Below are 23,441 nucleotides of genomic sequence, written 5' to 3' on the forward strand. Positions count from 1 at the left end.
GCCGCGGCCTCGCCCTGCCCCGCGGCCCGGCCCGCGCCCGCGGGGCGCTCCTGCGCGGCCGCAGGGCGGCGCTCCGGGGCGCTCTCCCGGTCGGCCGCGGCGGCGCCGCCTTCGGACGTGGTCTCGGAGTCACCGGCCGGGCCGGGCACCCGTGGGGCGCCCTCGCCGTTCGCCTGCCGGCGGGGGGAGGAGGACTGCAGCCCCGACCCCCCGGTGGTACGGAACAGTTCGTCGGCGCCGGGCAGACTCACTCGGCGTGACACCGGGCGAGCACCTCCCTGGCGAGCTGACGGTAGGCGGCGGCACCCACGGAGTTGGACGCGTACGTGGTGATCGGCTCGCCCGCGACCGTGGTCTCGGGGAAGCGGACCGTACGGCCGATGACGGTGTGGTAGACGTGATCGTCGAAGGCCTCGACCACCCGCGCGAGGACCTCGCGGCTGTGCACCGTCCGCGAGTCGTACATGGTGGCGAGGATGCCGTCGAGCTCCAGGTCGGGGTTGAGCCGCTCCTGGACCTTCTCGATCGTCTCGGTGAGCAGCGCCACACCGCGCAGCGCGAAGAATTCGCACTCCAGCGGGACGATGACCTTGTGAGCGGCCGTCAGGGCGTTGACGGTGAGCAGGCCGAGCGAGGGCTGGCAGTCGATGACGATGTAGTCGTAGTCGGCGAGCAGCGGCTTGAGCGCGCGCTGCAGCGTCGACTCGCGGGCGACCTCGCTGACGAGCTGGACCTCGGCCGCTGACAAATCGATATTGCTGGGCAGCAGGTCCATGTTGGGCACGGCCGTCTTGAGGAGGACCTCGTCGGCCGACATGCCCCGCTCCATGAGGAGGTTGTAGACCGTCAGGTCCAGCTCCATCGGATTGACGCCGAGGCCGACGGAGAGCGCGCCCTGCGGGTCGAAGTCGACGAGGAGCACCCGGCGCCCGTACTCGGCCAGGGCGGCACCCAGGTTGATGGTCGAGGTGGTCTTGCCGACCCCGCCCTTCTGGTTGCACATCGCGATGATCTTCGCGGGGCCGTGGTCGGTCAGGGGTCCGGGGATGGGGAAGTACGGCAGGGGACGCCCGGTGGGGCCGATGCGCTCGCGGCGCTGGCGGGCAGCGTCGGGCGCGAGGGTGGCCGCGTACTCGGGGTCGGGCTCGTACTCCGCGTCAGGGTCGTAGAAGTGCCCGTCGGGCACGTCCTCGTAGTCGGCGAGCCGCGCGGGATCGACCCCGCCCCGGTCGCCGGCCATGGCGTTCACGTGATGGCCGTCCATGCTCTGGTGGGCTGTCGGTGTGCTCTGGATGCTCTGGTGTGCTGCGAAGGTGTGGACAGCGACGGAGCCGACAGCTTCGAGCCCCGTGGGACTCTGGCCCTGCGCAGACATTCCTGGGTGACCACCCCCGGGAGCAAATGTCGACTCATTCACAAGTCGTCCTACCTCCTTGGTGACCAGGAAACATCTAGATAGGTCAGCGTTGCACCATGCCGACGGTTGGCGACTCTATGGCGTGTCGGCGGTTCGCAGCAACACAATCCGCCGGAGACGGCACGATGTGTCGGCAATCGAACAGGCTTCTGTCAAGGGTTTGCGGCCCACAACCCGGAAGTTTCACGGGTGGGTGACCGGGCGTCGAAAGCGCCCGCAAAGCAGGTAGGAACCGGGTGAAAACCGCCCCGGCCGGACCTTGCTCAACAAGGCCCGGCCGGGGGTGCGCTCTTGGCGTGTCGTGTTGACGACTCAGCCGAGCAGGGTGCTCAGTTCGACGAACGGCAGGCCGTGCGCCTCGGCGACGGGGCCGTAAACGACCTGTCCCTCGTGGGTGTTGAGGCCCTTGGCGAGCGCGGCGTCCCGGCTCAGCGCCTCCTGCCAGCCGCGGTTGGCCAGCTCCACGATGTACGGCAGCGTGGCGTTGGTCAGCGCGTAGGTGGAGGTGTTCGGCACCGCGCCCGGCATGTTGGCGACGCAGTAGAAGACCGAGTTGTGGACCTGGAAGGTCGGCTCGGCGTGGGTGGTCGGACGCGAGTCCTCGAAGCAGCCGCCCTGGTCGATCGCAATGTCGACAAGTACACTTCCGGGCTTCATCTTGGCGACGAGCTCGTTGGTGACCAGCTTCGGGGCCTTGGCACCCGGGATGAGGACGGCGCCGATGACGAGGTCGGCCTCGACGACGGCCTTCTCCAGCTCGTAGGCGTTGGAGACGATCGTCTGCACCTTGGTGCCGAAGACCTTGTCCGCCTCACGGAGCTTGTTGATGTCCCGGTCGAGCAGGGTGACGTGGAAGCCCATGCCGACGGCGATCTGCGCGGCGTTCCAGCCGGAGACGCCGCCGCCGATGACGACGGCCTTGCCGGCCGCCGTGCCCGGGACGCCGCCCGGCAGGACGCCGCGGCCGCCGGCCGAGCGCATCAGGTGGTAGGCGCCGACCTGCGGGGCCAGGCGGCCCGCGACCTCGGACATCGGGGCGAGCAGCGGCAGCGCGCGGTTGGCGAGCTCGACGGTCTCGTACGCGATCGCCGTGGTGCCGGACTGCAGCAGGGCGTCGGTGCACTCGCGGGAGGCGGCGAGGTGCAGGTAGGTGAAGAGGGTCTGGCCCTTGCGGAGGCGGTGGTACTCCTCCGCGATCGGCTCCTTGACCTTCAGCAGCAGGTCGGCGGTCGACCAGACCTCGTCGGCCGTGTCCAGGATCGCGGCGCCGGCCGCGACGTACTCGGCGTCGGTGATGGAGGAGCCCACACCGGCGTTCTTCTCGACGAAGACCTGGTGGCCGTTGCGCACGAGCTCATGCACGCCGGCGGGCGTGATGGCCACGCGGAACTCGTTGTTCTTGACCTCGCGGGGGATGCCGACCTTCACGTCGATCACGGTCCTTGAATCAGAGAATTACAGGCTAATCCGGATATGCGGGGGCATACCAGAGCAGACCGCGGCGATCGCGGCCCAACCAGTCTAATGAAGGATCCTGCGCTGTCTAGCCTTGCAAAGAGCCAATTTTTTTCGAGACCACTACTGATTTCGTAGGTAACCCTCAGCCTCGGTGGGTGGGGGCACGGACGCTATGGCGCTACCGGGCCCGGCAGCCCCGGCATGCCCGGCGGACGGCGGTCCGTCGGGCCCGGCCACCAGCAGCTCCCCCGCCGCGGCACGGTGCTCACCCGCCGCCCCCGGGTCCCCGAGCCGCTCCAGCATGTCCGCCAGCCGCAGCAGCACCGCGGCCCGCAGCCGGTCGTCGCCCGCCTGCCGCGCGCACTCCACGGCCTCCCGGCAGGTCCGCAGCGCCTCCTGCGGGCGGCCCGCGTACTCCTGCACCCGGGCGATCTCGGTGAGGGCCCGGGCGTGCCCCGGCAGGTCCCGCAGCCGGCGGCACGCGGCCGCCGCCGCCCGCCAGTCGCGCAGCGCCTCGTTCCACTGCCCGGCGTAGGCGCGCACGGCGCCCAGCCGCCCGTACAGCCGGGCCTCGTCCGCCAGTTCACCGCGCGTCAGACGCAGCTCCAGCGCCCGCCCGTACCAGTCGACGGCCCGCTGCCAGTCGCCGAGCTCGTGGTAGGAGGCGGCGATGGACTCCAGGGAGCGGCTGATCGCATACGGGTCGCCCGCCTGCCGCGCGGCGTCCAGCGCCTCCCGGTAGCGGCCGAGGGCGGTGGGGACGCGGCCGGCCCGGGCGTCCAGGTCGCCCAGGTTCAGCAGGGCGGCCGCCTTCTCCAGCGGCATCTCGCAGCGCTGTGCCACGTCCAGGACGAGCTGGTGGAGGCCGTAGAGCTCGGGGCCCGCCTCCTCGGCGCCGAAGTGGGCGGTCAGGGCCCGGGTCAGCGCGGAGACCAGCCGCCGGGCGAGGGTGTCGAGGTGCCCGTCCTGCACGGCCAGGCGGGCGGCGGCCAGCAGCGCGGGCAGCCGGCAGCGCAGCCACTCCGCGGCGGCCTGCGGCGAGGCGAACCGCAGGGGGCGGGGCAGCTCCGCCAGCCGCTTGCGGGTCAGCGGGTCGTCGGTGCGGGTGGCGGCCCGGCACGAGTGCAGCTGACGGACCGTGCGCTCCAGCATCCGCGCCCGGGCCAGCTCGATCTCGGCCGGGCGTTCCTGAGACTGCATCAGATCCCGGAGCAGGGCCGTGAGGCAGCCCGGCACCCGGTACTGCGGCGGCAGCGAACCGGTGGCGGGCTCGGCCCGCAGCAGGCCGCGGGCCTCGAAGTCCTCCAGCGCGGTCTGCGCGGCGGGCACCGAGCAGCCGGCCAGCGCGGAGGCGGTGTGGGCGTCGACGGCGCCGGCCGGGGCCAGCGCGAGCAGCCGCAGGATACGGACGGAGGGCGCCGGCAGCGCCTCGTGGGCGAGCCGGAAGGCCCGGGCCAGCGGGCGGCCCGCGATGTCGTGGCCGTCGCCGGGCGGCAGCTCCCGCAGCCGGGTGACCGCGTCGACCACGGACAGCTTGGACAGGGCCGCGAGCCGGCCGCCCACCAGGACGAGCGCCGCAGGCTGGCCGCCGCACTCCTCCACCACGGCCTGGGCGGCCGCCGGGTCGCACGTGATGCGCGTGGGGCCCGCGTAGCGCTCCAGGAGGTCGACGGCGGAGGCCGTGTCGAGGCCGCCCAGGGTGCAGGGCCGCACATCGGGCACGCCGGTCAGCGGGCCGCGGGAGACGGCCACCACCAGGCACTCGGACTTGTCCGGCAGCAGGGGGTCCACCTGCTCGGCGCCGGCGGCGTCGTCGAGCACCAGCAGGGCCCGGCGGCCCCGCAGGGCGTCGCGCACCGCCTGCGTCAGCTCGTCCTCCTCCGCCCCCGGGGGGACGGGCTCGCCGAGCGCGGCGAGCAGCGCGCGGGCCGTCCGCTCGGTGGGGACGGGCGAGCCGTCGGTCTCGGTGAGCCGGGCGCGCAGCACGCCGTCGGGGTAGCGGCCGGCGAGCTGCGCGGCGAGCTCCTCGGCCAGGGCCGTACGGCCGGAGCCGGGGCGTCCGGCGATGAGCAGGACCCTGCCGCGCCCGCTCTTGCGGCCGGCGAGGGTGTCCAGGCCCGCGCGCACGATGTCGGCGCGCAGCTCCTCCAGCTCCCGGCGGCGCCCGACGAACCCGGGCAGCGCGAAGGCCGCCGCGCGGGCCGGGGCACTCGCTGCCGGGACGGCCGACCGCCGCCCCGGCGGCACCGCCGCCATCCCGCCGCCGGTCTCCACGGCCCGCTCCGCCACGGGGCACACTCCCGTCCACCTGCCACGCACGAGCCCGCCGCGGCCGCGGTCGAGCACGCGACGAGCCTAGTTCACGGCCCGGCGCACCCCGGTGCGTCCCGGCTCCGCCGCCGCAGAAGATCACCTATTCGGTTCTGATGATCGTCGGGAAAACCCGTGCCCTGCCACGGCGGCATCCCTGCCGGAAGAGGCGGCTACGCCTCGAAGGGCCGGGCCGGCCACTCCGCGTCCGCCGGGCGGAGGGCGTCCACGCCGTCGCCGGCCAGCGCCGCGGCGAGCGAGAGGACGCCGACGACCAGGCAGTTGTTGTGCAGCTCGCCCGCGAGGACGCCGCGCACCAGCTCCTGAAGCGGCACCCGGTCCAGCTCCATGTCGAGCTCCTCGTGCTCGACGGCGAAGCGCTCGCCCTCGACGTCGGAGATCTCCCGGGCCAGGAAGATCCGCACGGCCTCGTCGCAGCCCCCGGGGGTGGTGTAGACGTCGGTCAGCACCCGCCAGTCCTCGGCCTTGACGTGGGCCTCCTCGTACAGCTCGCGCTGAGCGGCGTGCAGCGGGTTCTCGCCGGGCACGTCGAGCAGGCCCGCGGGGATCTCCCACAGCTTCTGCCGGACGGGGTGGCGGTACTGGCTGAGGACCAGCACACGGCCCTCGTCGTCCAGGGCGAGGACGGCGACGGAGCCCGGGTGCACCTGGTAGTCGCGCTTGACGACACCTCCGTCGGGCATCACCACCTCGTCCGTGCGGACGCTGGTCTTGTTGCCGACGAACGGGGTCTGGGTGGCGATGACCTGCCACTCGGCGGCGCTGTCCTTGATGCCCATGTGCGTCCTCCAGAAATGCGGAAACCGGGGTGAAGGCCTCCGTGCGGAAACCTTCACCCCGGTCAACCGTATAGGTCAGCCCTGCTGACGCTCGACGGCCGCCTTCACCAGGCCCGCGAAGAGCGGGTGCGGGCGGGTCGGGCGGGAGCGCAGCTCCGGGTGGGCCTGGGTGGCCACGAGGTAGGGGTGCACCTCGCGGGGGTACTCCACGTACTCCACCAGCTTGTTGTCCGGGGAGGTGCCCGAGAAGACCAGGCCGGCCTTCTCCAGCTCGCCGCGGTAGGAGTTGTTCACCTCGTAGCGGTGACGGTGGCGCTCCTCGACGTAGGGCTGGTCGTCGTAGACCTCGCGGACGATGGAGCCCTCGGCGAGCTTGGCCGGGTACATGCCCAGGCGCATCGTTCCGCCCATGTCGCCCTCGCCGGCGACGATGTCCAGCTGCTCGGCCATGGTGGAGATGACCGGGTTGGCGGTGGCCGGGTCGAACTCGGTGGAGTTCGCGCCCTCGATGCCGGCCAGGTTGCGGGCGGCCTCGATGACCACGCACTGCAGGCCCAGGCACAGGCCCAGCAGCGGCACCTTGTTCTCGCGGGCGTAGGTGATCGCGCCGACCTTGCCGTTCACGCCGCGGTCGCCGAAGCCGCCGGGGACGCAGATGGCGTCGACGTCACCGAGCGCGGCGGCGGCGCCGGCCGGGGTCTTGCAGTCGTCGGAGGCGACCCACTTGACCTTGACCTTGGCGCGGTTGGCGAAGCCGCCCGCGCGGATGGCCTCGGTCACCGACAGGTAGGCGTCGGGCAGGTCGATGTACTTGCCGACCAGCGCGACCGTGACCTCGTGCGAGGGGTTGTGGACGCGGTCCAGCAGGTCCTCCCACTGGGTCCAGTTCACGTCGCGGAAGGGCAGGTCGAGCTTGCGGACGACGTAGGCGTCCAGGCCCTCGGTGTGCAGGACCTTCGGGATGTCGTAGATCGACGGGGCGTCGATCGCGGCGACGACGGCGGCCTCGTCGACGTCGCACATCAGCGAGATCTTGCGCTTGATGGCGGTGGGGACCTCGCGGTCGGCGCGCAGCACGATCGCGTCGGGCTGGATGCCGATGTTGCGCAGGGCGGCCACCGAGTGCTGGGTCGGCTTGGTCTTCAGCTCGCCGGAGGGGCCGATGTAGGGCAGCAGGGAGATGTGCACGACGAAGACGTTGTCGCGGCCGACCTCGTGGCGGACCTGACGGACCGTCTCCAGGAACGGCAGCGACTCGATGTCGCCGACCGTGCCGCCGACCTCGGTGATCACGACGTCGACGTCGTCGGTCGCCATCCGGCGGATGCGGTGCTTGATCTCGTTGGTGATGTGCGGGATGACCTGCACGGTGTCGCCCAGGTACTCGCCGCGCCGCTCCTTGGCGATCACCGAGGAGTACACCTGGCCGGTGGTGACGTTCGCGCTGCCGTCGAGGTCGACGTCCAGGAAACGCTCGTAGTGGCCGATGTCCAGGTCGGTCTCGGCGCCGTCGTTGGTGACAAACACCTCACCGTGCTGGAAGGGGTTCATCGTGCCCGGGTCTACGTTGAGGTAGGGGTCGAGCTTCTGCATCGTGACCCGCAGTCCCCGTGCCTTGAGCAGCGCGCCCAGGCTGGAGGCCGTCAGTCCCTTGCCGAGCGAGGAGGCGACACCCCCCGTGACGAAGAGGTGCTTGGTCGTCGTGGGCTTAGCGGCAATGGCCAAAGGGGGGCTCCCGTGGTCGCGAGTGGAGGGTGCGTACCGGCGATCACCCGGAGTTTTCGGGGGTGCCGTCGCTGCGGTTGGGGGGTCTTGCGCCCACCGGTCCACGGGGTACCAGGGTATCAGCGCCCCGGCCCGGCCGCGCCCGGTGACGCGTCCGGGCCCCCTCCGTGGCCCTGCGTGGCGGCCCTGTCACAGGCCACCCATTCGGCTCAGATTCGTCCTCCAACCGTCGCGCGTCGCACCAACTCGGCGTCGTATCCTGCTCGGACACATGCAGCGAGCCGGCCGGCACGGCATCATCCCGCCCTCCCCCAGCCACCTCCCCACAGCTACCGCTGGAGGTGCTCCCAAGGGAGACGCACCATTCCGGAACAGAGCTCGTCTAAAGATCGCTTGACCGCAAGAGGGACCCCTGCCGGGGTCATGTGGCGCCGTTCGACTGGAGATGACGTGGCCGGGCGTATCGAGGATTACGCACTCATCGGCGATATGCAGACCGCCGCCCTTGTCTGCCGGGACGGCACGGCCGACTGGCTGTGCCTGCCCCGATTCGATTCCCATGCCGCGTTCGCCGGTCTGCTCGGCACGGAGGAACACGGCTTCTGGCGGGTCGGCCCCGCGCACCCCTCGGGCGCCGCGCCCCCGCCCGCGGACCGCCGCCGGTACCGGGGGGATTCCCTCGTGCTCGAATCCGAGTGGGACACCCCGCGCGGCACGGTCCGCGTCATCGACTTCATGCCGCCGCGCGACGGCGCGCCCCAGCTGATCCGGATCGTGGAGGGCGTCAGCGGGCGGGTGCCGATGCGCTCGGCGCTGCGGATGCGCTTCTCCTACGGCCGGGTCGTGCCCTGGGTGCACAAGGTCGGCGACCGCACGGTGGCCGTGGCCGGCCCCGACTCGGTGTGGCTCGACACCACCGCCGACACCTTCGGCAAGGACCTCACCACGTACGCGGACTTCACCGTCTCCCCCGGTGAGCGCGTCGCCTTCACCATCAGCTGGCAGCCCTCGCACGGCGAGCCGCCCGCCCTGCCGGACCCCGAGGGCTCGCTGGAGGCCACGGAGGAGTTCTGGCGCGAGTGGGTCGAGCACTGTACGTACCACGGTCCCTACCGGGACGCCGTGGTCCGCTCGCTGATCACGCTGAAGGCCCTCACCTACGCGCCGACCGGCGGGATCGTGGCCGCGCCCACCACCTCCCTGCCGGAGGAGATCGGCGGCGTCCGCAACTGGGACTACCGCTACACCTGGCTGCGTGACGCCGCGATCACCCTCTCCTCGCTGCTGCGCACCGGCTACCGCGAGGAGGCCCGCGCCTGGCGCGAGTGGCTGCTGCGCGCGGTCGCGGGCGACCCGGAGAACCTGCAGATCATGTACGGCATCGCCGGCGAGCGCGAGCTGGGCGAGGCCGAGCTGCCGTGGCTGCCCGGCTACGAGAACTCCTCGCCCGTCCGGGTCGGCAACGGCGCCGCCGACCAGCTCCAGCTGGACGTCTACGGCGAGGTCACCGAGGCCCTCCACCTGGCCCATATGACGGGCCTCGCCCGCAACGACTACGCCTCGCTGCTGCAGCTGCGCCTGATCGGCTACCTCGAGGACCACTGGAACGAGCCGGACGAGGGCATCTGGGAGGTGCGCGGCCCGCGCCGCCACTTCGTGCACTCCAAGGTGATGGCCTGGGTCGCCGTCGACCGCACCATCAAGCTCATCGAGTCCGGCGACGTGGACGGGCCGCTGGAGCGCTGGCGCGAGCTGCGCGACGACATCCACCGGGACGTGTGCGAGAAGGGGTACGACAAGGAGCGCAACACCTTCACCCAGTCCTACGGGTCGAAGGAGCTGGACGCCTCCTTGCTGCTGATCCCGCAGATGGGCTTCCTGCCGCCCGACGACAAGCGCGTGATCGGCACGATCGAGGCGATCCAGCGCGAGCTGTCGACGCCGGACGGCTTCGTGCTGCGCTACCCCACCGCGGGCGAGGAGGCCGGGGTCGACGGCCTGGAGGGCGACGAGGGCGCCTTCCTCGCCTGCTCCTTCTGGCTCGCGGACGACCTGGCGATGATCGGCCGGGTCGACGAGGCGCGGCAGCTGTTCGAAAAGCTGCTGGGGCTCCGCAACGACCTGGGTCTGCTGGCGGAGGAGTGGGACCCCCGGCTGCAGCGCCAGGTGGGGAACTTCCCGCAGGCGTTCAGCCACGTGCCGCTGATCGACACGGCGCTGCGGCTGACGGCCTCCAGCGCGTTCGGGGGTTAGGGGCGGCCTTCGGGGTTCGCCCCTCGCACAGGCGGTCCGGCTCCGCCACTCTCCGCCGCAGTGGCTGATCGCCGCTGCGGCGGGCACACAGCCGGGCCGTACGCCCGGAGCCGAGCCGGACGCAGTGGCTAGCGCTTTCGCAAGCCGAAATACAGGGCGCACGCACTGACCGGCACGACCAGAACCGCCGCGGCGGCGTTCAGGCCGCCGTAGCCGCTCACGGCGGCGAACGCCCCGGAGAGCGCCCCGCCCGCCGCGCCCACGAGCCCCATCAACATGTCGGAAGCCCCCTGCACCTCGGCCCGGTGCCCGGCGTCCACCGATTCGCTCAGCAGCGTGGACGCCGCGACCGTCGCGCACGACCACCCGACGCCCAGCAGGAACAGCCCGGCCGTGACGGCCCACCGCCGGTCCCCGGCCGTGCCCGCCAGGAGCGTCGCGGCCACGTAGACCACCTGCCCGGCCAGAATCACCGGTACCCTGCCGAACCGATCCGCCGCCCGGCCCACCAGAGGCGAGAACGCGTACATGCCTGCGATGTGCAGGCTGAGGGTGAAGCCGACGACGCTCAGTGATGCCCCGTGGTGAGCGAGGTGCACCGGCGTCATCGTCATCACCGAGACCATCACGGCATGGCTCAGCACCAGGGCGATCAGCCCGGTCAGCGCCGAGGGTGATGCGGCCACGTGCCGCAGGGCGCCGCTCATTCGGGTAAGGAAGGGGGCGCCCCGTCCGGCCGTTTCGCCCGGGTTCAGACGGGCGGCGAGCAGCATCGGGTCGGGGCGCAGCCGGGTGTGGATGAGGGCCCAGCCGAGGAGGTAGGCCACGCAGGAGAAGACGAAGGCGCCCGCCTCCTCGGGCAGCCCGAGGGCACGGGAGACGGCGGCGCCCGGACCGGTCAGGTTGGGGCCGAGGACGGCGCCGACCGTCACCGACCAGACGACCAGGGAGAGGGCGCGGGCCCGCCCGTCGGCCTCGGCGAGGTCGGTCGCCGCGAACCGGGACTGCAGGTTGGCGGCCGTCCCCGCGCCGACGAGGAGGAGGCCCAGGAACGCGAGCGGCACCCAGCCGAGCGGGGCGGCCACCAGGACGACCAGCGAACCCGCGGCGGCGATCAGCGCGCCGGTGCCGAGCCCGGCGCGGCGGCCGCGGGAGCGGGAGAGCGCCGCCAGGGGGACGGACAGCGCCGCGGCGCCGAGGGTGACCAGGGTGGTGGCGAAGCCGGCGGCGGCCTGGGATCCGGTGAGCCGCTCCACGAGCAGGCTCCCGGACGAGATCACGGCCCCCATGCCGACCCCGATGACGATCTGGGCGGCCATGAGGACGCGGACCGTACGGTGCTGGACGGCGGCGCGGTCGGGCAGGACGGCGCCCTCGTTCCGGGATATGCCGGAGGGGGCGGACTCGGGGCTCTCGGGCATGGCGGCCATGGGGGACAGGGTAGGGGTGGGGCAGGAGCGTGCATATGGCGTTGACCGGCGGCCGCTGTCGTGCGGCCGTACGCCTCGCACAGGGCCCGCCCGGGCAGAAATCTCCCGCCGCGACGGCGGGCAACAACCCGCGAGCCGGCCTGCGGTGCCGGACCCACCGCAAGGCCGTATCTGACAACCAGGCCGGACGGCCATTAGGTTCCGGGCATGGAACACACCCCGCAGGGCACCATCACCGTGGCGCGGGCCCTCGCGCTGCCCACCCTGCGCAAGGGACTGCCCGAGGTCCTCGCCGCGGGCGACCGGCTCGACCGGCCGGTCCGCTGGGTGCACGCGGGCGAGGCCCCGAACATCGCCGCGCTGCTGAAGGGCGGCGAGCTGCTGCTGACCACCGGCCTGGGGGTGGGCAGCCGCCCCGCCGAACAGCGCGCCTTCGTCCGCGGGCTCGCGGAGCGGGACATCGCCGCGCTCGTGGTCGAGCTGGGTGCGCGCTTCACGACGCTGCCGGCCGCGGTGGTGGACACGGCGCGCTCGTGCGGGCTGCCGCTGGTGCAGCTGCACCGGGAGGTGCCGTTCGTCGCGGTGACGGAGGAGATCCACACCGAGCTGGTCAACGAGCACTACGCGCTGCTGCGGCGCGCCGAGGAGGTGCACCGGCGGTGTACGGAGGTGCTGCTGGGCGGCGGCGGGGTGCCGGAGGTGCTGCGGCTGTTCGCGGGCTTCGCGGGCAACCCCGTGTTCCTGGGGACGCCGGACGGCCGGCTGCTGTACGCGGCGGGGCCGGAGGGCGTGGCCGGAGGGTCGGATCCGCTGCAGGTGTGGGAGGGGCTGCGGTCGGCGGAGATGGCCGGGGCGGTTATCACCGACATTCCCGGGGCCGGTCCCGGGCCGGGCGCGGTGCGGGCCCGGCTGACGGTCCTGCCGGTGGACGCGCCGCTGGCGCCCGTGCACCGGATCGCCGCGGACCGTACGGCCGGGCTGCTCGCGGTCGTCCTGCTGCAGGCCCGTCAGGAGGAGGAGCTGGCGGCGCGCGGGCGCGGCGACTTCCTCTCCGACCTCGCCGAGGGCCGGGTGTCCGCGGCGGACGCGCCCGCGCAGGCCCGGGTGCTGGGCTTCAGGCCGGGGCCGGGCCCGCTGCTGCCGCTGGTGATGCGGCCGGCCACCGATCTGGCGCCGGCGGACGGCCGGGCCGCGCTGGCCTGCGCGGTGCAGGAGGAGCTGGCCGGGGTGGGGGTGCCGGTGCTGCTGGGCGTGCGCCTGCCGGAGGGGCGGGTGCCGCTGCTGGTGGGTCTGCGCGATGCGGCGGAGCGGACGGCGGTGGCCGGGCGGGTGGCGGCGGCGCTGCGGGCGGGTGCGGAGCGGGCGGGATTCCCGGCGCCCGTGGTGGTGGCCGGGGCTCCGGCGGCGTGGGAGACGGCCGGGGCGAGCCTGCGGCACGCGGCGGAGGCGGCGACGGCGGCCCAGGGGCTGCCGGACCGGCCCTGGCACGACGTGCGGCGGCTCGACGTGGACGTCCTGCTGTGGCGGCTGCGCTCCCAGGGCGACCTGGCGGCGTTCGTCGACCGGGTGCTCGGCCCGCTGATCGCGCACGACGCCGCCTCCCGGCCGGCGCTGCTGCCCACCCTGACCACGTATCTCGCCCACGCGGGCCGCAAGGCGGAGACGGCGCGCGAGCTGCACCTCAACCGTCAGACGCTCTACGACCGGCTGGCGCGGATCGGCCGGCTCCTGGGCGCGGACCTGGAGGACCCTGAGACGGTGCTGTCCCTGGGCCTCGCGCTGCGGGCGCGGCGTCATACGGAATGGATTTGACCTGCGCAGACGCCCCGGGCTCTACTCGAACAGTGACCGGGATGAACAAGAATGAGGCAGTCGGCGTCGCCGCGGCGGACCGCGAGGACCTGCGGGCGGACTGCGGCAGCTGCTTCGCGCTGTGCTGTGTCGCGCTGCCCTTCGTCGCCTCCGCGGACTTCGCGGTGAGCAAGGACGCGGGCAAGCCGTGCGGCAACATCCAGCAGGACTTCCGCTGCGGCATCCACACCAAGCTGCGGCAGAAGGGCTTCTCCGGCTGCACCGTCTACGACTGCCAGGGTGCGGGGCAGAAGGTCTCCCAGGTCACCTTCGGCGGCCGGGACTGGCGGCAGGACCCCGGGACCGCCCGGCAGATGTTCGCCGTCTACCCGGTGATGCGGCAGCTGCACGAGCTGCTCTGGTACCTGGCCGAGGCCCTGACGCTGCCCGCGGCCCGGCAGCTCCACGCCGAGATCCGCCGGGTGCACGACGCCGTCGAGGGCCTGACCCACGAGAGCCCCGAGACGATCCTGGAGGTGGACGTGGCGGCGCGCCGGATGGAGGTCGGCGAGCTGCTGCAGCGCACCAGCGAGCTCGTGCGGGCGAAGGTCCCGGGCAAGAAGAAGAACCGGCGCGGGGCCGACCTGATGGGGGCCCGGCTGCGCGGCGCCGACCTGCGGGGCGCCAATCTGCGCGGCGCGTACCTGATCGCCGCGGACCTCGCCGGCGCGGATCTGCGGACCGCGGACCTCCTCGGGGCCGACCTGCGCGACGCGAACCTGGCCGGCGCCGATCTGACAGGGAGCGTCTTCCTCACCCAGGCCCAGCTCAATGCGGCGCGGGGCGATGCGAGCACGAAGCTGCCGGCGGCGCTGAGCCGGCCGGCGCACTGGGGCCCGGCCGCCTGAGGCGTTGCCTGAGACGTTGCCCCTGAAACGTTCCGCCTGAGACGTCGCCCCTGAAATGCTGCGCCTGAAACGTTCCGCCTGCGCGAGGCCGGGGGCGGGCTATCCGCCTGCGGCCAGCTCGTCGTAGACGCTGAGGACGTGGGCGACCGTGTCGTCCTCCGTGGGCCACGTGGCCGCCTGGGCGCGGCCGGCCGCGGTGAGCTCGGCGCGGCGGGCGGGATCGGCCAGCAGACGGGCCACCGCACCGGCGAGGGCCGCGGAATCCCCGTACGGAACGAGCTCGGCCGCATCGCCGACGAGGTCGGGGACGCCACCGACGGCCGTGGCCACCAGAGGGACGCCCGCGTGCAGCGCCTCCTGGGCGAGCAGGGAGCGGGCCTCCCAGCGGCTGGGCAGGATCGCGACATCGGCCGTGGCGAGCAGCTCGGGGACGTCGTCGCGGCGGCCCACCAGGCGGACCGGGAGGTTCTCCTCCTCGATACGGCGCTGCAGCAGCGGGCGCTCGGGGCCCTCGCCCGCCACGATCAACAGCGGCTCGGGGTCCAGTTCACGCCAGACGCGGGCCGCGTCCAGCAGGACGCCGTGGCCCCGGCCCGGCTCCAGGCGGCCGACGGTGACCAGCAACGGGCGGGCCACCGCGCCCAGTTCGGCACGGGTCTTGTCGCGCGGCTCGTCGTCGTCGGGCGATTGCCGCGGGGCGGGCACGGCGACGGGGGCCAGGCGGGCGTCGCGCGCGCCGCGCAGCCGGGCCCGGTCGACCAGCTCGGAGGTCACCCCGAGGACGACGGCCGCGGCGCGGGCCGCGCGCCGCTCCATCAGCCGCAGGAACCGGCCGCGGGCGCCTTCCGTGTGACACGTGGTGTGCCAAGTGACCACGAGGGGGGTGGTACGGCCGCGCAGCGCCACGGCGGCGAGGACGGCGGAGCGCAGGCCGTGCGCGTGGACCACGTCAGCGCCGGTGCTGGCCGCGCGGATGCCCGCCACCGCGAGGGCGTCCGGGCGGGCCCACAGCGGTGCGAAGGCCGCGCCCGCGGCCGTGAATCCGTACCCCTCGCCCGTCTGCCGGGGCGCGCAGACCGTCACCTGCAGCCCGCGGGCGACCAGCCCGGCCGCCAGGGACCGCACGTGCGCGCCGCTGCCGGCTCCCCCGCTGCCCAGCACTTGCACCGCGTGCAGGGGCGGCCGCCCGTGGGGCGCGGGTGTACTGCTCACGCGGGGAGAACTCCTGATTCGGCGTCGGCATCGGAGAGGCGTACGGCGCAGTGCTGCCGCCCAGGATGCCAGCGTCCGCCGACATCACGGGACCACCGTCTCGCGGGTTGAGCTCCCTACCTCGCCCGCACATCCGCGGATTCACTCACATAGGTGATTTCTCGCGTCCATGACGAGGGCCGTGCCCACCAGCGCGGCGGCGTGCAGAGCGAGGCCGGCACGGCCGTTGCCGGCCACGACGGCGAGCCCGAGACCCGCCCCGAGCGCGTGGGCGCCGGTGTCCCCGAGCATGGTCCGCTCGGCGAGGTCGTCCGCGATCAGCGCGGCCGCCGCGCCCATCGGAACGGCCGCGACGGCCGCTGCGTCGCGGCGGACGAGACCGGGCGCGGAGAGCGCGAGCACGGCCCCGGCGGCCCTTCCCGGCCGCACGTCCAGCAGATTGACGAGGTGGGCGGAGCCGGCGATCACCACCGCGGCGAGCGCCTTGTCGAGCGGCCGCTCCTTGACGACCGCCCCGGCCACGGCGGCGGCCGCCCCGACCCCGAAGAGCTTCACGGCCCCGCTGGTCACCTCACCCCGCCGCAGCGCCCCGAGATGCACCCGAAACCCCCGCCGGGAATCCCCGGCCCCGGCAAAGTCGTCATAGGCCCCGCAGGCCCCTGCAGCCACCACGGCCAGCGCGCCGGCCGCCCGGGCCTTCGGCGGCAGAGCGGACGTGCCGGCCAGGGCGAGCGCGGTGCCGGCGGCTGCGGCGGGGCCGGCGTACAGGTCGACCGTGCGGCCGGCGTGGTTGCTCCGCCGCCAGCGCGCGGCTCCCGGCCCCCGGCGCCGCCGCGCCCCCTCGTAGACCCCTCGCGCCACGACCGCCCCGCAGAGCGCCGCCTTCCCCACCACCCCAAACTTGATCATCCCCCGACCCTACGAGCCGCGGCCCACGGCGACGCCGACGGGTGACGCGCCGGGCCTGCGCCCAGCCGATGAAAAACCGGTCCCGGCACTCACTTCCCGCCGCAGCGGCGATCAGCCACAACACAGCAGCCCGGCGGTGCCGGACCCAGCTCACTCCGTGGGGGTTACCCGCCACGGCGGCGGAAACAAGGGGCCGGCACCCCGCGGGCGAAGGATCGACTCCGGCATGCGTATCCCGCCGCAGCGGCGATCAGCCACGACGAGGCGGCCCGGCGGTGCCGGAGCGGCGGTGCCGGAGCGGCCTGCGGCGTCGTCGGCAGACGCTCCGGCAACGGACACCCGACCGCCGCGGTCACCCCGGCCCCCACCGCGACGGCGGTCAAGCACAGCGAGGCCGCCCGGCGAACCGGGCGCACCGCAGAGCGTCACGCACCCCCGCCGGAGGCGCCCCGCGCGGCCGCGAGGAGTTCTTCCGCGTGGGCGCGGGCCAGTTGGGAGTCCTCCTGGCCCGCCAGCATGCGGGAGAGTTCGCGGATGCGGGCCTCGCCCTCCATCGCCTGGACGCCGCTGCGCGTCACCGATCCCTCGTGGGTCTTCTCCACCACCAGGTGCCGGTCGGCGAAGGCCGCCACCTGGGGCAGGTGGGTGACCACCACGACCTGCGCCGTCCGCGCGAGGCGCGCGAGGCGGCGGCCCACCTCGACGGCCGCCTTGCCGCCGACGCCCGCGTCGACCTCGTCGAAGAGGTACGTGGGCACGGGGGCGGAGCCCGCGAAGACGACCTCCACGGCGAGCATGACGCGCGAGAGCTCACCGCCGGACGCGCCCTTGGCGATGGGCCGGGGCAGCGCGCCGGGGTGGGGTGCGAGGAGCAGTTCGACCTCGTCGGCGCCGTGCGGGCCGTAGGCGACGGCGCGCCCGCCGACCTCGATGCCGCTCTCCGCCTCCGCCTCCGCCACCTCGGTCTGGCGGATCGAGAAGCTGACGCGCGCGTGCGGCATGGCCAGTTCCGCGAGTTCGGCGGTGACCGCGTCGGCGAAGCGCTGGGCGGCCTCCGCGCGGGCGTCGCTCAGCGCCTGGGCGAGCCCGCCCAGCTCCGCGCGCAGCGCGTCCCGTTCGGCGGCGAGCTCCTCGATGCGCTCGTCGTCGCCGTCGAGCTCGCCGAGCCGCTCCGCGCCGCGCTCGGCCCAGGCGAGGACCTCGGCGATGTCCTGGCCGTACTTGCGCGTCAGCTGGGTGAGAGCGGCGCGCCGCTCCTCGACGGTGGCCAGCCGCCGCGGGTCGGCGTCCAGGTCGGAGGCGTACCCGGCCAGTTCCCCGGCCACGTCGGACAGCAGGATGCCGATCTCGCCGATGCGGTCGGCGAGGGCCGCGAGCGCCGGGTCGTGCGACCGTACGGCCTCCACGGCCCGGTGCGCGCCCGCGACGAGCGTGGCGGCGTCGATGCCCTCGGGGTCCTCGGGGTTCCCGGCGAGCGCGGCGTGCGCGGCGGTGGCGGCCGAGGCGAGGGCCTCGGCGTGGCCGAGCCGCTCGGCCTCGGCGGCGAGCTCGGCGTCCTCCCCCGGCAGCGGTTCGACGGCGGCGACCTCGTCCAGCCCGAACCGCAGGAGGTCGGCCTCCTGGGCGCGCTCGCGGGCGCGCGTCGTCAGCTCGGTGAGCTCGGCGGCGACGGCGCGCAGCCGCCGGTAGGCGTCGGCGTACTTGGCGAGCGGCGCGGCCACCGCATCGCCCGCGTAGCGGTCGAGGGCCCGGCGCTGCCGGGCGGGGCGCAGCAGCCCTTGCTGGTCGGTCTGCCCGTGGACGGCCACGAGGTCGTCCGCGAGCTCGCCGAGCAGCCCGACGGGCACGCTGCGCCCGCCCAGGTGGGCCCGCGAGCGCCCCTCGGCGGAGAGGGTGCGGCTGATGAGCAGCGTGCCGTCGTCCAGCTCCGCGCCCGCCTCCTCCGCCCGCAGGGCCACGGGCGAGGCGGCGTCGAGGGTGATCCTCCCCTCGACGACCGCGGACCGGGCCCCCATGCGCACCAGGGCGGGGTCGGCGCGCCCGCCGAGCAGCAGCCCGAGGCTGGTGACGACCATGGTCTTGCCCGCGCCGGTCTCGCCGGTCACCGCGGTGAAACCGGGCGACAGCTCGACCACCGCGTCATCAATGACGCCCAAGGACCGGATCCGCATCTCCTCCAACACGGATACGACCATACGAGGTTCCGGGGGCCCCTCGCGACGGCCACCCCCACCCATCCCCCTGGGGGAATCCCCACCACCGTTCCGGGTGATCGCTCCATGGCGGCTCCGGGCCGCCTGCGGACACGATTGGATCATGACCGCACGTTCCCGCACGGCCGCTCTGTTCCTGGCCTCCGCCGTCCTCCTGACCACCGCAGCCTCCACCGGCAGCGCGCTCGCCGCGCCCCGCCCGGCGCCCCTGGACGGGGCGTGGCGCATGGACGGTTACGGCACGGTCGTCTCCATCGAGGACGGGGGCCGCAGGCTGCGGACGTACGACACCACTGCCGTCAGCTGCCTGCCCGGCTTCCGCGACGCCACCCGTACGACCGCCCCGGGCGTCTTCCAGCAGGACAAGGACGCGCCCATCACCGTCACGGCGCAGGGCCGCGACCGCGCGGTGCTCTCCTTCGGCGACAACGTCGGGCACCGTACGCTGCGCCGCCTGCCCGCCCTGCCGGCCGAGTGCCGGGACACTCCCGCGAAGGCGGACGATCTCCGCGCCGGCACTCCACGCGCCGGCAATCTCCGCGTCTTCGACGTCTTCTGGCAGACCTACGCCGAGAACTACCCCTTCTTCGCCCAGAAGGGGATCAACTGGAAGGACGTCCGCGAGAAGTTCCGCCCGCGGGCCGCCGCGGCGGCCGACGACACGGCGCTCTTCGAGGTCCTGAAGGGCATGATCGAGCCGCTGCACGACGCCCACACGGGCATCATCGCCGACCCGGAGAAGCGGGAGGGCCGCTTCGGCGGCCACCGCGAGGACACCACGGTCCCCGACCGTGACGGCATGCTCCGGATCGCCGGAGCCGTCAAGGAGAGCGTCGGCGTACCCGAGGACCAGTGGCGCACCTGGGGCAACGGCCTCATCTCGTACGCCGAGACGCCCGACCGCACCGGCTACCTGCGCATCACCAGGTTCCAGAGCTACACCGAGGACGGCGGCTACGCCGAGGACAGCGCGATCGTCGACCGCGCCCTGGACGAGATCTTCACCGCCGCCCGCACCCGCGGCCCGGGCGCCCTGCGCGGCCTGGTGCTCGACCTGCGGTTCAACGGCGGCGGCTCCGACCGGCTCGCCCTGCGCGTCGCGGAGCGGCTGACGGACCGCCCGTACCTCGCGTACCTCAAGCACGCCCGGAACGACCCGCAGGACCCGCGCAGGTTCACGCCCGAGCAGCCCGTCACGGCCACTCCGCACCGAGGGCCCGTCTACACCGGCCCCGTGGCCGTCCTCACGGGCCGGCTCACCATGAGCGCCGGTGAGACGCTCACGCAGGCCCTCATGGGCCGCACGCAGCCCACGGAGCGGATCGGCGAGAACACCCAGGGGGCCTTCTCCGACACCCTCGACCGGCGGCTGCCCAACGGCTGGAGCTTCCTCCTGCCGAACGAGGAGTTCCTGAGCGCACGGGACCACCGGACGACCTACGACATCAAGGGCATCTCCCCCGATGTCGCCACCCCCGTCTTCACGGAGGAGGAGTTCCGCGCCCACCGCGACTCGGCCCTCGCCGAGGCACGGAAGTTCGTGGCCCGGGCCGGCCGCTGAGGCCCGCCCGGTGCGGCGGGACGCACTCTCGCCGCACCGGTGACGGATCAACGGCGGATCAGTGCGGCGCCCCGCGCCACCCCGCCACCGGCAGGGCGAACTTCGCCACCAGGCGGTCCGTGAAGGACGCGTGGTGCAGCCGCGCCAGGCGCACCGGCACCGCCCCCCGCCGCACCTCCACCCGCGCGCCCGCGGGCAGCTCCACCGTCCGGCGGCCGTCGCACCACAGGACCCCGTTCGGGGTCTGCGGCTGGACCTCCACCGCGAGGACCGAGTCCGGGGCGGTGACCAGCGGCTTGGCGAACAGCGCGTGGGCGCTGATCGGCACCATCAGCAGCGCCTCCACCTCCGGCCACACCACCGGGCCGCCCGCCGAGAACGCGTAGGCCGTCGACCCGGTGGGCGTCGCGCACACGACGCCGTCGCCGCCGAAGCGCGACACCGGGCGCCCGTCGACCTCCGTGACGACCTCCAGCAGCCGCTCGCGCGCGGCCTTCTCCACGGACGCCTCGTTCAGCGCCCAGTCGGTGTGCACCACGTGCCCGTCGGTACGCACGAGGACGTCGAGCGTCATCCGCTCCTCGACCTCGTAGTCCCGCGTCACCACCCGGTCCACGACCTTGTCGAGGTCGTCGCGCTCGGCCTCGGCCAGGAAGCCGACCCGGCCGAGGTTCACGCCGAGCATCGGCACCCCGGAGCGCCGCGCGAACTCCGCGCCGCGCAGCAGCGTGCCGTCGCCGCCGAGGACGACGAGGAGCTCGCAGCCCTCCAGGACGTCCGGCCGGTCGGGGCCGGTCTCGACGAGCTCGACCGCCGACGGCAGCGGCAGGTCGGCCGCCTCCTCGGCGAGCACCCGCACGCCGATGCCGCAGCGCAGCAGTCCCTGGACGACGAGTTCGGCGCTGCGGATGGCCGCAGGGCGGCCCGTGTGCGCGAGCAGGAAGACGGTGCGTCCGCCGCCGTCCCCCGTACAGCCCCCCTGCGTTGCCGTTGCTGGCGTTGCTTCCTGTGCTGCCTGTGCTGCTGCCTCTGATGCTGCTGTCTGTGATGCTGCTTCTGAAGTCGTCAACGCGGCCCCTCCGCCACTGCACGGTCAACGTCCGCCGGGTCCAGTTCGGGCGCTCCGGCGCGCAGCCACAGAAAGTACTCGACGTTGCCCGAGGGTCCCGGCAGCGGGCTCGCCGTCACGCCGAGCACCCCGAGCCCCAGCTCGGCGGCGCGGGCCGCGACCATGCGCACCGCCTCGGCCCTCAGCTGGGTGCTGCGCACGACCCCGCCGCTGCCGAGCCGCTCCTTGCCGACCTCGAACTGCGGCTTGACCATGAGCACCAGGTCGGCGTCGGGCGCGGCGCAGCGCACCAGCGCGGGCAGGACGAGCCCGAGCGGGATGAAGGAGAGGTCGCCGACGACGAGGTCGACGGGGAGGTCGTCGATCTGCTCCAGCGTCAGCTCGCGGACGTTCGTGCGGTCCTTCACGGTGACCCGCTCGTCGCTCTGCAGCGACCAGGCGAGCTGCCCGTAGCCGACGTCGACGGCGACGACGTGCGCGGCGCCGGCGCGCAGCAGGACGTCGGTGAAGCCACCGGTGGACGCCCCGGCGTCGAGGGCGCGGCGGCCCTCGACCTTGAGCCCGCGCGGGATGAAGGCGGCGAGGGCGCCGGCGAGCTTGTGGCCGCCGCGGGAGACATAGTCGGGGTCGTTCTCGTCCTGGGTGACGACGACCGCGGCGCTGATCTCGACCTGGGTCGCCGCCTTGGTCGCGACGGCGCCGCCGACGGTCACCCGGCCCGCCGCGATGAGCTGGCTCGCGTGCTCGCGGGAGCGGGCGAGTTTACGGCGCACGAGCTCGGCGTCGAGTCGGCTGCGTCGCGGGCGGGTCACTGCCACGGGTGGTTCAGCTCCTGGTGTCGTACGAAGCGGGTGCGCCCGGGGCCGCGGGTGCGCCGGACAGGCCGGGGCTCCGGTCGAGCGCGCTCAGCGCCTCCCGCAGGCCCCGGTGTACATCCTCGTACACCTCCAGGTGGCCGCTCGCGGCGAGGTGGTCGGCGTCGGCCAGCCGGACGAGCTGCGCGTCGACGGCGGGGTCGCCGGTAGGGGTGCGCACGACGCCGAGCGGCAGCGGTCCGGGCCCGTCCGCCCCCTCGGCCCCGCCCGGCTCCGGATCCGCAGGAGTCATCGCATCGCTCATGGCTCCGACGCTACCCCGGAACGGCGCCTGTGCGGCGTACGCGGCCTGCTGCGGTACCGTCCCAGGTGATGGCGACGATCGAGGAGTGCCGCGCCGCACTCGACAGACTGGCGGAGAGCCTCGCGGGAGCCCGCGGCGACCTCCGCGACGCGGCCGCGCCCGACCGCTCGCTCAGCTGCCACATCACCGATCTCGACGTGACCTTCGCCGGCCATCTCGTGGGCGGGCACATCCAGGACGTGGAGACGCAGCCGGGCACGCCCGAGCGGCGGGCGGAGATCGCGCTGACGATGTCGGGCGACGACCTGGTGGCCCTGGTGGACGGCCGGCTGAACTTCGCGAAGGCGTGGGCCTCCGGCCGCGTCAGGGTCCAGGCGAGCCTGCGCGACGTCCTGCGGCTGCGGTCACTGCTGTAGCGGTCACTGCTGTAGCGGTCACTTCTGCAGCGCCGCACCCGCCCTGGCCCGGCGTGCGGCCGGCACGACCAGCGGCGTCCCCGTCTCCGGGTCGTCGATGACCTGGCAGCGCAGCCCGAACACCTGCTCCACGAGCTCGGCGGTGACGACGTCCCCCGGCGCACCCTCGGCGACGACGCTGCCGTCACGCATGGCGATGAGGTGGGTGGCGTAGCGCGCGGCGTGGTTGAGGTCGTGGAGGACGGCGACGAGGGTGCGGCCCTGCTCCTCGTGCAGCTGGGCGCACAGGTCGAGGACCTCGATCTGGTGCTGGATGTCGAGGTATGTGGTGGGCTCGTCCAGCAGGAGCAGCGGCGTCTGCTGGGCGAGGGCCATGGCGATCCAGACCCGCTGGCGCTGGCCGCCGGAGAGCTCGTCGACGTGCCGGTCGGCGAGGGCGTCGACGCCGGTGGCGGCCATGGACTCGGTGACGATCCGCTCGTCCTCGCGCGACCACTGGCGCAGCAGGCCCTGGTGGGGGTAGCGGCCGCGGGCGACGAGGTCGCCGACGGTGATGCCGTCGGGCGCGATGGAGGACTGCGGGAGCAGCCCGAGCGTGCGGGCGACCTGCTTGGCCGGGTAGGAGCCGATGGCGGCGCCGTCCAGCAGGACGGACCCGGCGACGGGCTTGAGCATCCGGGCCAGGGCGCGCAGCAGGGTCGACTTGCCGCAGGCGTTGGGGCCGACGATGACGGTGAACGACCGGTCGGGGATCGCGACCGAGAGGTTCTCGGCGATGACCCGCTGGTCGTAGGCGAGCGTGACGGATTCGGCCGTCAGTCGGCTCATGGTGCGGTCTCCTTGCTGAAGG

At 73.9% G+C, this 23,441-nt stretch carries 18 protein-coding genes and 1 pseudogene; 5 read left to right on the plus strand and 14 right to left on the minus strand.

Going from position 1 to position 23,441, the window contains the following annotated elements; all coding sequences use genetic code 11:
* The 6 genes and pseudogenes from IE241_RS33305 to pyrG all read right to left on the minus strand — a co-directional run.
* Positions 1-263: pseudogene (locus IE241_RS33305) on the minus strand (hypothetical protein); the annotation flags it as partial.
* On the minus strand, positions 248-1,375 hold the full coding sequence (locus tag IE241_RS33310; RefSeq protein ID WP_190025614.1) for a ParA family protein: 1,128 nt from the start codon (positions 1,373-1,375) through the stop codon (positions 248-250). The gene IE241_RS33310 and the pseudogene IE241_RS33305, both read right to left, overlap by 16 nt.
* A gap of 354 nt (positions 1,376-1,729) precedes the next feature.
* Positions 1,730-2,845 (minus strand): alanine dehydrogenase, encoded by a 1,116-nt coding sequence (gene ald / locus IE241_RS33315; RefSeq protein ID WP_190025633.1) that lies wholly within the window; start codon positions 2,843-2,845, stop codon positions 1,730-1,732.
* Between the two features lie 150 nt (positions 2,846-2,995).
* A complete protein-coding gene (locus IE241_RS33320; RefSeq protein WP_190025634.1) occupies positions 2,996-5,131 on the minus strand; it encodes a tetratricopeptide repeat protein in 2,136 nt (711 codons plus the stop codon).
* 227 nt (positions 5,132-5,358) lie between these two features.
* Positions 5,359-5,985: an NUDIX domain-containing protein gene (locus IE241_RS33325; RefSeq protein WP_190025615.1), complete on the minus strand. Its 627-nt coding sequence runs from the start codon at positions 5,983-5,985 to the stop codon at positions 5,359-5,361.
* Between the two features lie 75 nt (positions 5,986-6,060).
* Positions 6,061-7,710 carry a CTP synthase gene (gene pyrG, locus IE241_RS33330; protein WP_373300819.1) on the minus strand — a complete coding sequence of 550 codons (1,650 nt, stop codon included), beginning with the start codon at positions 7,708-7,710 and terminating at the stop codon, positions 6,061-6,063.
* A 450-nt stretch (positions 7,711-8,160) separates the two neighbouring features.
* On the opposite strand from pyrG, the gene IE241_RS33335 reads away from it, so the two are divergent.
* Positions 8,161-9,963, plus strand: coding sequence for a glycoside hydrolase family 15 protein (locus IE241_RS33335; protein ID WP_190025616.1), 1,803 nt, complete (start codon positions 8,161-8,163; stop codon positions 9,961-9,963).
* Between the two features lie 128 nt (positions 9,964-10,091).
* Here the strand turns inward: IE241_RS33335 and IE241_RS33340 are convergent, their stop codons facing one another.
* Positions 10,092-11,393 carry an MFS transporter gene (locus IE241_RS33340; RefSeq protein WP_268254446.1) on the minus strand — a complete coding sequence of 434 codons (1,302 nt, stop codon included), beginning with the start codon at positions 11,391-11,393 and terminating at the stop codon, positions 10,092-10,094.
* A 207-nt stretch (positions 11,394-11,600) separates the two neighbouring features.
* Between IE241_RS33340 and IE241_RS33345 the strand changes: the two genes are divergently transcribed.
* Both IE241_RS33345 and IE241_RS33350 read left to right on the plus strand, forming a co-directional pair.
* A complete protein-coding gene (locus tag IE241_RS33345; protein ID WP_190025617.1) occupies positions 11,601-13,205 on the plus strand; it encodes a PucR family transcriptional regulator in 1,605 nt (534 codons plus the stop codon).
* Positions 13,206-13,246: 41 nt separating this feature from the next.
* The gene (locus IE241_RS33350; protein ID WP_190025618.1) at positions 13,247-14,092 is read left to right on the plus strand and encodes a pentapeptide repeat-containing protein; all 846 of its coding nucleotides are present in this window, start codon (positions 13,247-13,249) and stop codon (positions 14,090-14,092) included.
* Between the two features lie 99 nt (positions 14,093-14,191).
* Here the strand turns inward: IE241_RS33350 and IE241_RS33355 are convergent, their stop codons facing one another.
* The 3 genes from IE241_RS33355 to recN form a co-directional block, all read right to left on the minus strand.
* Entirely contained in the window at positions 14,192-15,304 is a 1,113-nt protein-coding gene (locus tag IE241_RS33355; RefSeq protein WP_190025619.1) for a glycosyltransferase family 4 protein, read from the minus strand.
* A gap of 141 nt (positions 15,305-15,445) precedes the next feature.
* Positions 15,446-16,213, minus strand: a complete 768-nt coding sequence (locus IE241_RS33360) for a hypothetical protein (protein ID WP_190025620.1) — start codon at positions 16,211-16,213, stop codon at positions 15,446-15,448.
* A gap of 425 nt (positions 16,214-16,638) precedes the next feature.
* On the minus strand, positions 16,639-18,408 hold the full coding sequence (recN, locus tag IE241_RS33365; RefSeq protein WP_190025621.1) for a DNA repair protein RecN: 1,770 nt from the start codon (positions 18,406-18,408) through the stop codon (positions 16,639-16,641).
* Positions 18,409-18,529: 121 nt separating this feature from the next.
* On the opposite strand from recN, the gene IE241_RS33370 reads away from it, so the two are divergent.
* Positions 18,530-19,987 carry a S41 family peptidase gene (locus tag IE241_RS33370; RefSeq protein WP_190025622.1) on the plus strand — a complete coding sequence of 486 codons (1,458 nt, stop codon included), beginning with the start codon at positions 18,530-18,532 and terminating at the stop codon, positions 19,985-19,987.
* Positions 19,988-20,045: 58 nt separating this feature from the next.
* Here the strand turns inward: IE241_RS33370 and IE241_RS33375 are convergent, their stop codons facing one another.
* The 3 genes from IE241_RS33375 to IE241_RS33385 all read right to left on the minus strand — a co-directional run bounded on the left by IE241_RS33375 (position 20,046) and on the right by IE241_RS33385 (position 22,175).
* Positions 20,046-20,927 (minus strand): NAD kinase, encoded by an 882-nt coding sequence (locus IE241_RS33375; RefSeq protein ID WP_190025637.1) that lies wholly within the window; start codon positions 20,925-20,927, stop codon positions 20,046-20,048.
* Between the two features lie 125 nt (positions 20,928-21,052).
* A complete protein-coding gene (locus IE241_RS33380) occupies positions 21,053-21,868 on the minus strand; it encodes a TlyA family RNA methyltransferase (RefSeq protein ID WP_190025638.1) in 816 nt (271 codons plus the stop codon).
* A 13-nt stretch (positions 21,869-21,881) separates the two neighbouring features.
* Positions 21,882-22,175: a hypothetical protein gene (locus IE241_RS33385; RefSeq protein WP_190025623.1), complete on the minus strand. Its 294-nt coding sequence runs from the start codon at positions 22,173-22,175 to the stop codon at positions 21,882-21,884.
* Between the two features lie 68 nt (positions 22,176-22,243).
* On the opposite strand from IE241_RS33385, the gene IE241_RS33390 reads away from it, so the two are divergent.
* Entirely contained in the window at positions 22,244-22,591 is a 348-nt protein-coding gene (locus IE241_RS33390; RefSeq protein WP_190025624.1) for an SCP2 sterol-binding domain-containing protein, read from the plus strand.
* An 18-nt stretch (positions 22,592-22,609) separates the two neighbouring features.
* Here IE241_RS33390 and IE241_RS33395 read toward each other — a convergent pair whose 3' ends face one another.
* Positions 22,610-23,419 carry an ABC transporter ATP-binding protein gene (locus IE241_RS33395; RefSeq protein WP_190025625.1) on the minus strand — a complete coding sequence of 270 codons (810 nt, stop codon included), beginning with the start codon at positions 23,417-23,419 and terminating at the stop codon, positions 22,610-22,612.
* Positions 23,420-23,441 lie beyond the last annotated feature (22 nt).

Source organism: Streptomyces hiroshimensis (genome assembly GCF_014650335.1).
GTDB classification, from domain to species: Bacteria; Actinomycetota; Actinomycetes; order Streptomycetales; family Streptomycetaceae; genus Streptomyces; species Streptomyces hiroshimensis.

Excerpts from the sequence above, each read along its gene's own strand:
- IE241_RS33390 (WP_190025624.1), top strand. The coding sequence starts at position 22,244 with ATGGCGACGATCGAGGAGTGCCGCGCCGCACTCGACAGACTGGCGGAG.
- IE241_RS33310 (WP_190025614.1), bottom strand. The coding sequence starts at position 1,375 with ATGTCTGCGCAGGGCCAGAGTCCCACGGGGCTCGAAGCTGTCGGCTCC.
- IE241_RS33320 (WP_190025634.1), bottom strand. The coding sequence starts at position 5,131 with ATGGCGGCGGTGCCGCCGGGGCGGCGGTCGGCCGTCCCGGCAGCGAGT.
- IE241_RS33340 (WP_268254446.1), bottom strand. The coding sequence starts at position 11,393 with ATGGCCGCCATGCCCGAGAGCCCCGAGTCCGCCCCCTCCGGCATATCC.
- IE241_RS33325 (WP_190025615.1), bottom strand. The coding sequence starts at position 5,985 with ATGGGCATCAAGGACAGCGCCGCCGAGTGGCAGGTCATCGCCACCCAG.
- IE241_RS33370 (WP_190025622.1), top strand. The coding sequence starts at position 18,530 with ATGACCGCACGTTCCCGCACGGCCGCTCTGTTCCTGGCCTCCGCCGTC.
- IE241_RS33385 (WP_190025623.1), bottom strand. The coding sequence starts at position 22,175 with ATGAGCGATGCGATGACTCCTGCGGATCCGGAGCCGGGCGGGGCCGAG.
- IE241_RS33360 (WP_190025620.1), bottom strand. The coding sequence starts at position 16,213 with ATGATCAAGTTTGGGGTGGTGGGGAAGGCGGCGCTCTGCGGGGCGGTC.
- IE241_RS33395 (WP_190025625.1), bottom strand. The coding sequence starts at position 23,419 with ATGAGCCGACTGACGGCCGAATCCGTCACGCTCGCCTACGACCAGCGG.
- recN (WP_190025621.1), bottom strand. The coding sequence starts at position 18,408 with ATGGTCGTATCCGTGTTGGAGGAGATGCGGATCCGGTCCTTGGGCGTC.
- IE241_RS33345 (WP_190025617.1), top strand. The coding sequence starts at position 11,601 with ATGGAACACACCCCGCAGGGCACCATCACCGTGGCGCGGGCCCTCGCG.
- IE241_RS33350 (WP_190025618.1), top strand. The coding sequence starts at position 13,247 with ATGAACAAGAATGAGGCAGTCGGCGTCGCCGCGGCGGACCGCGAGGAC.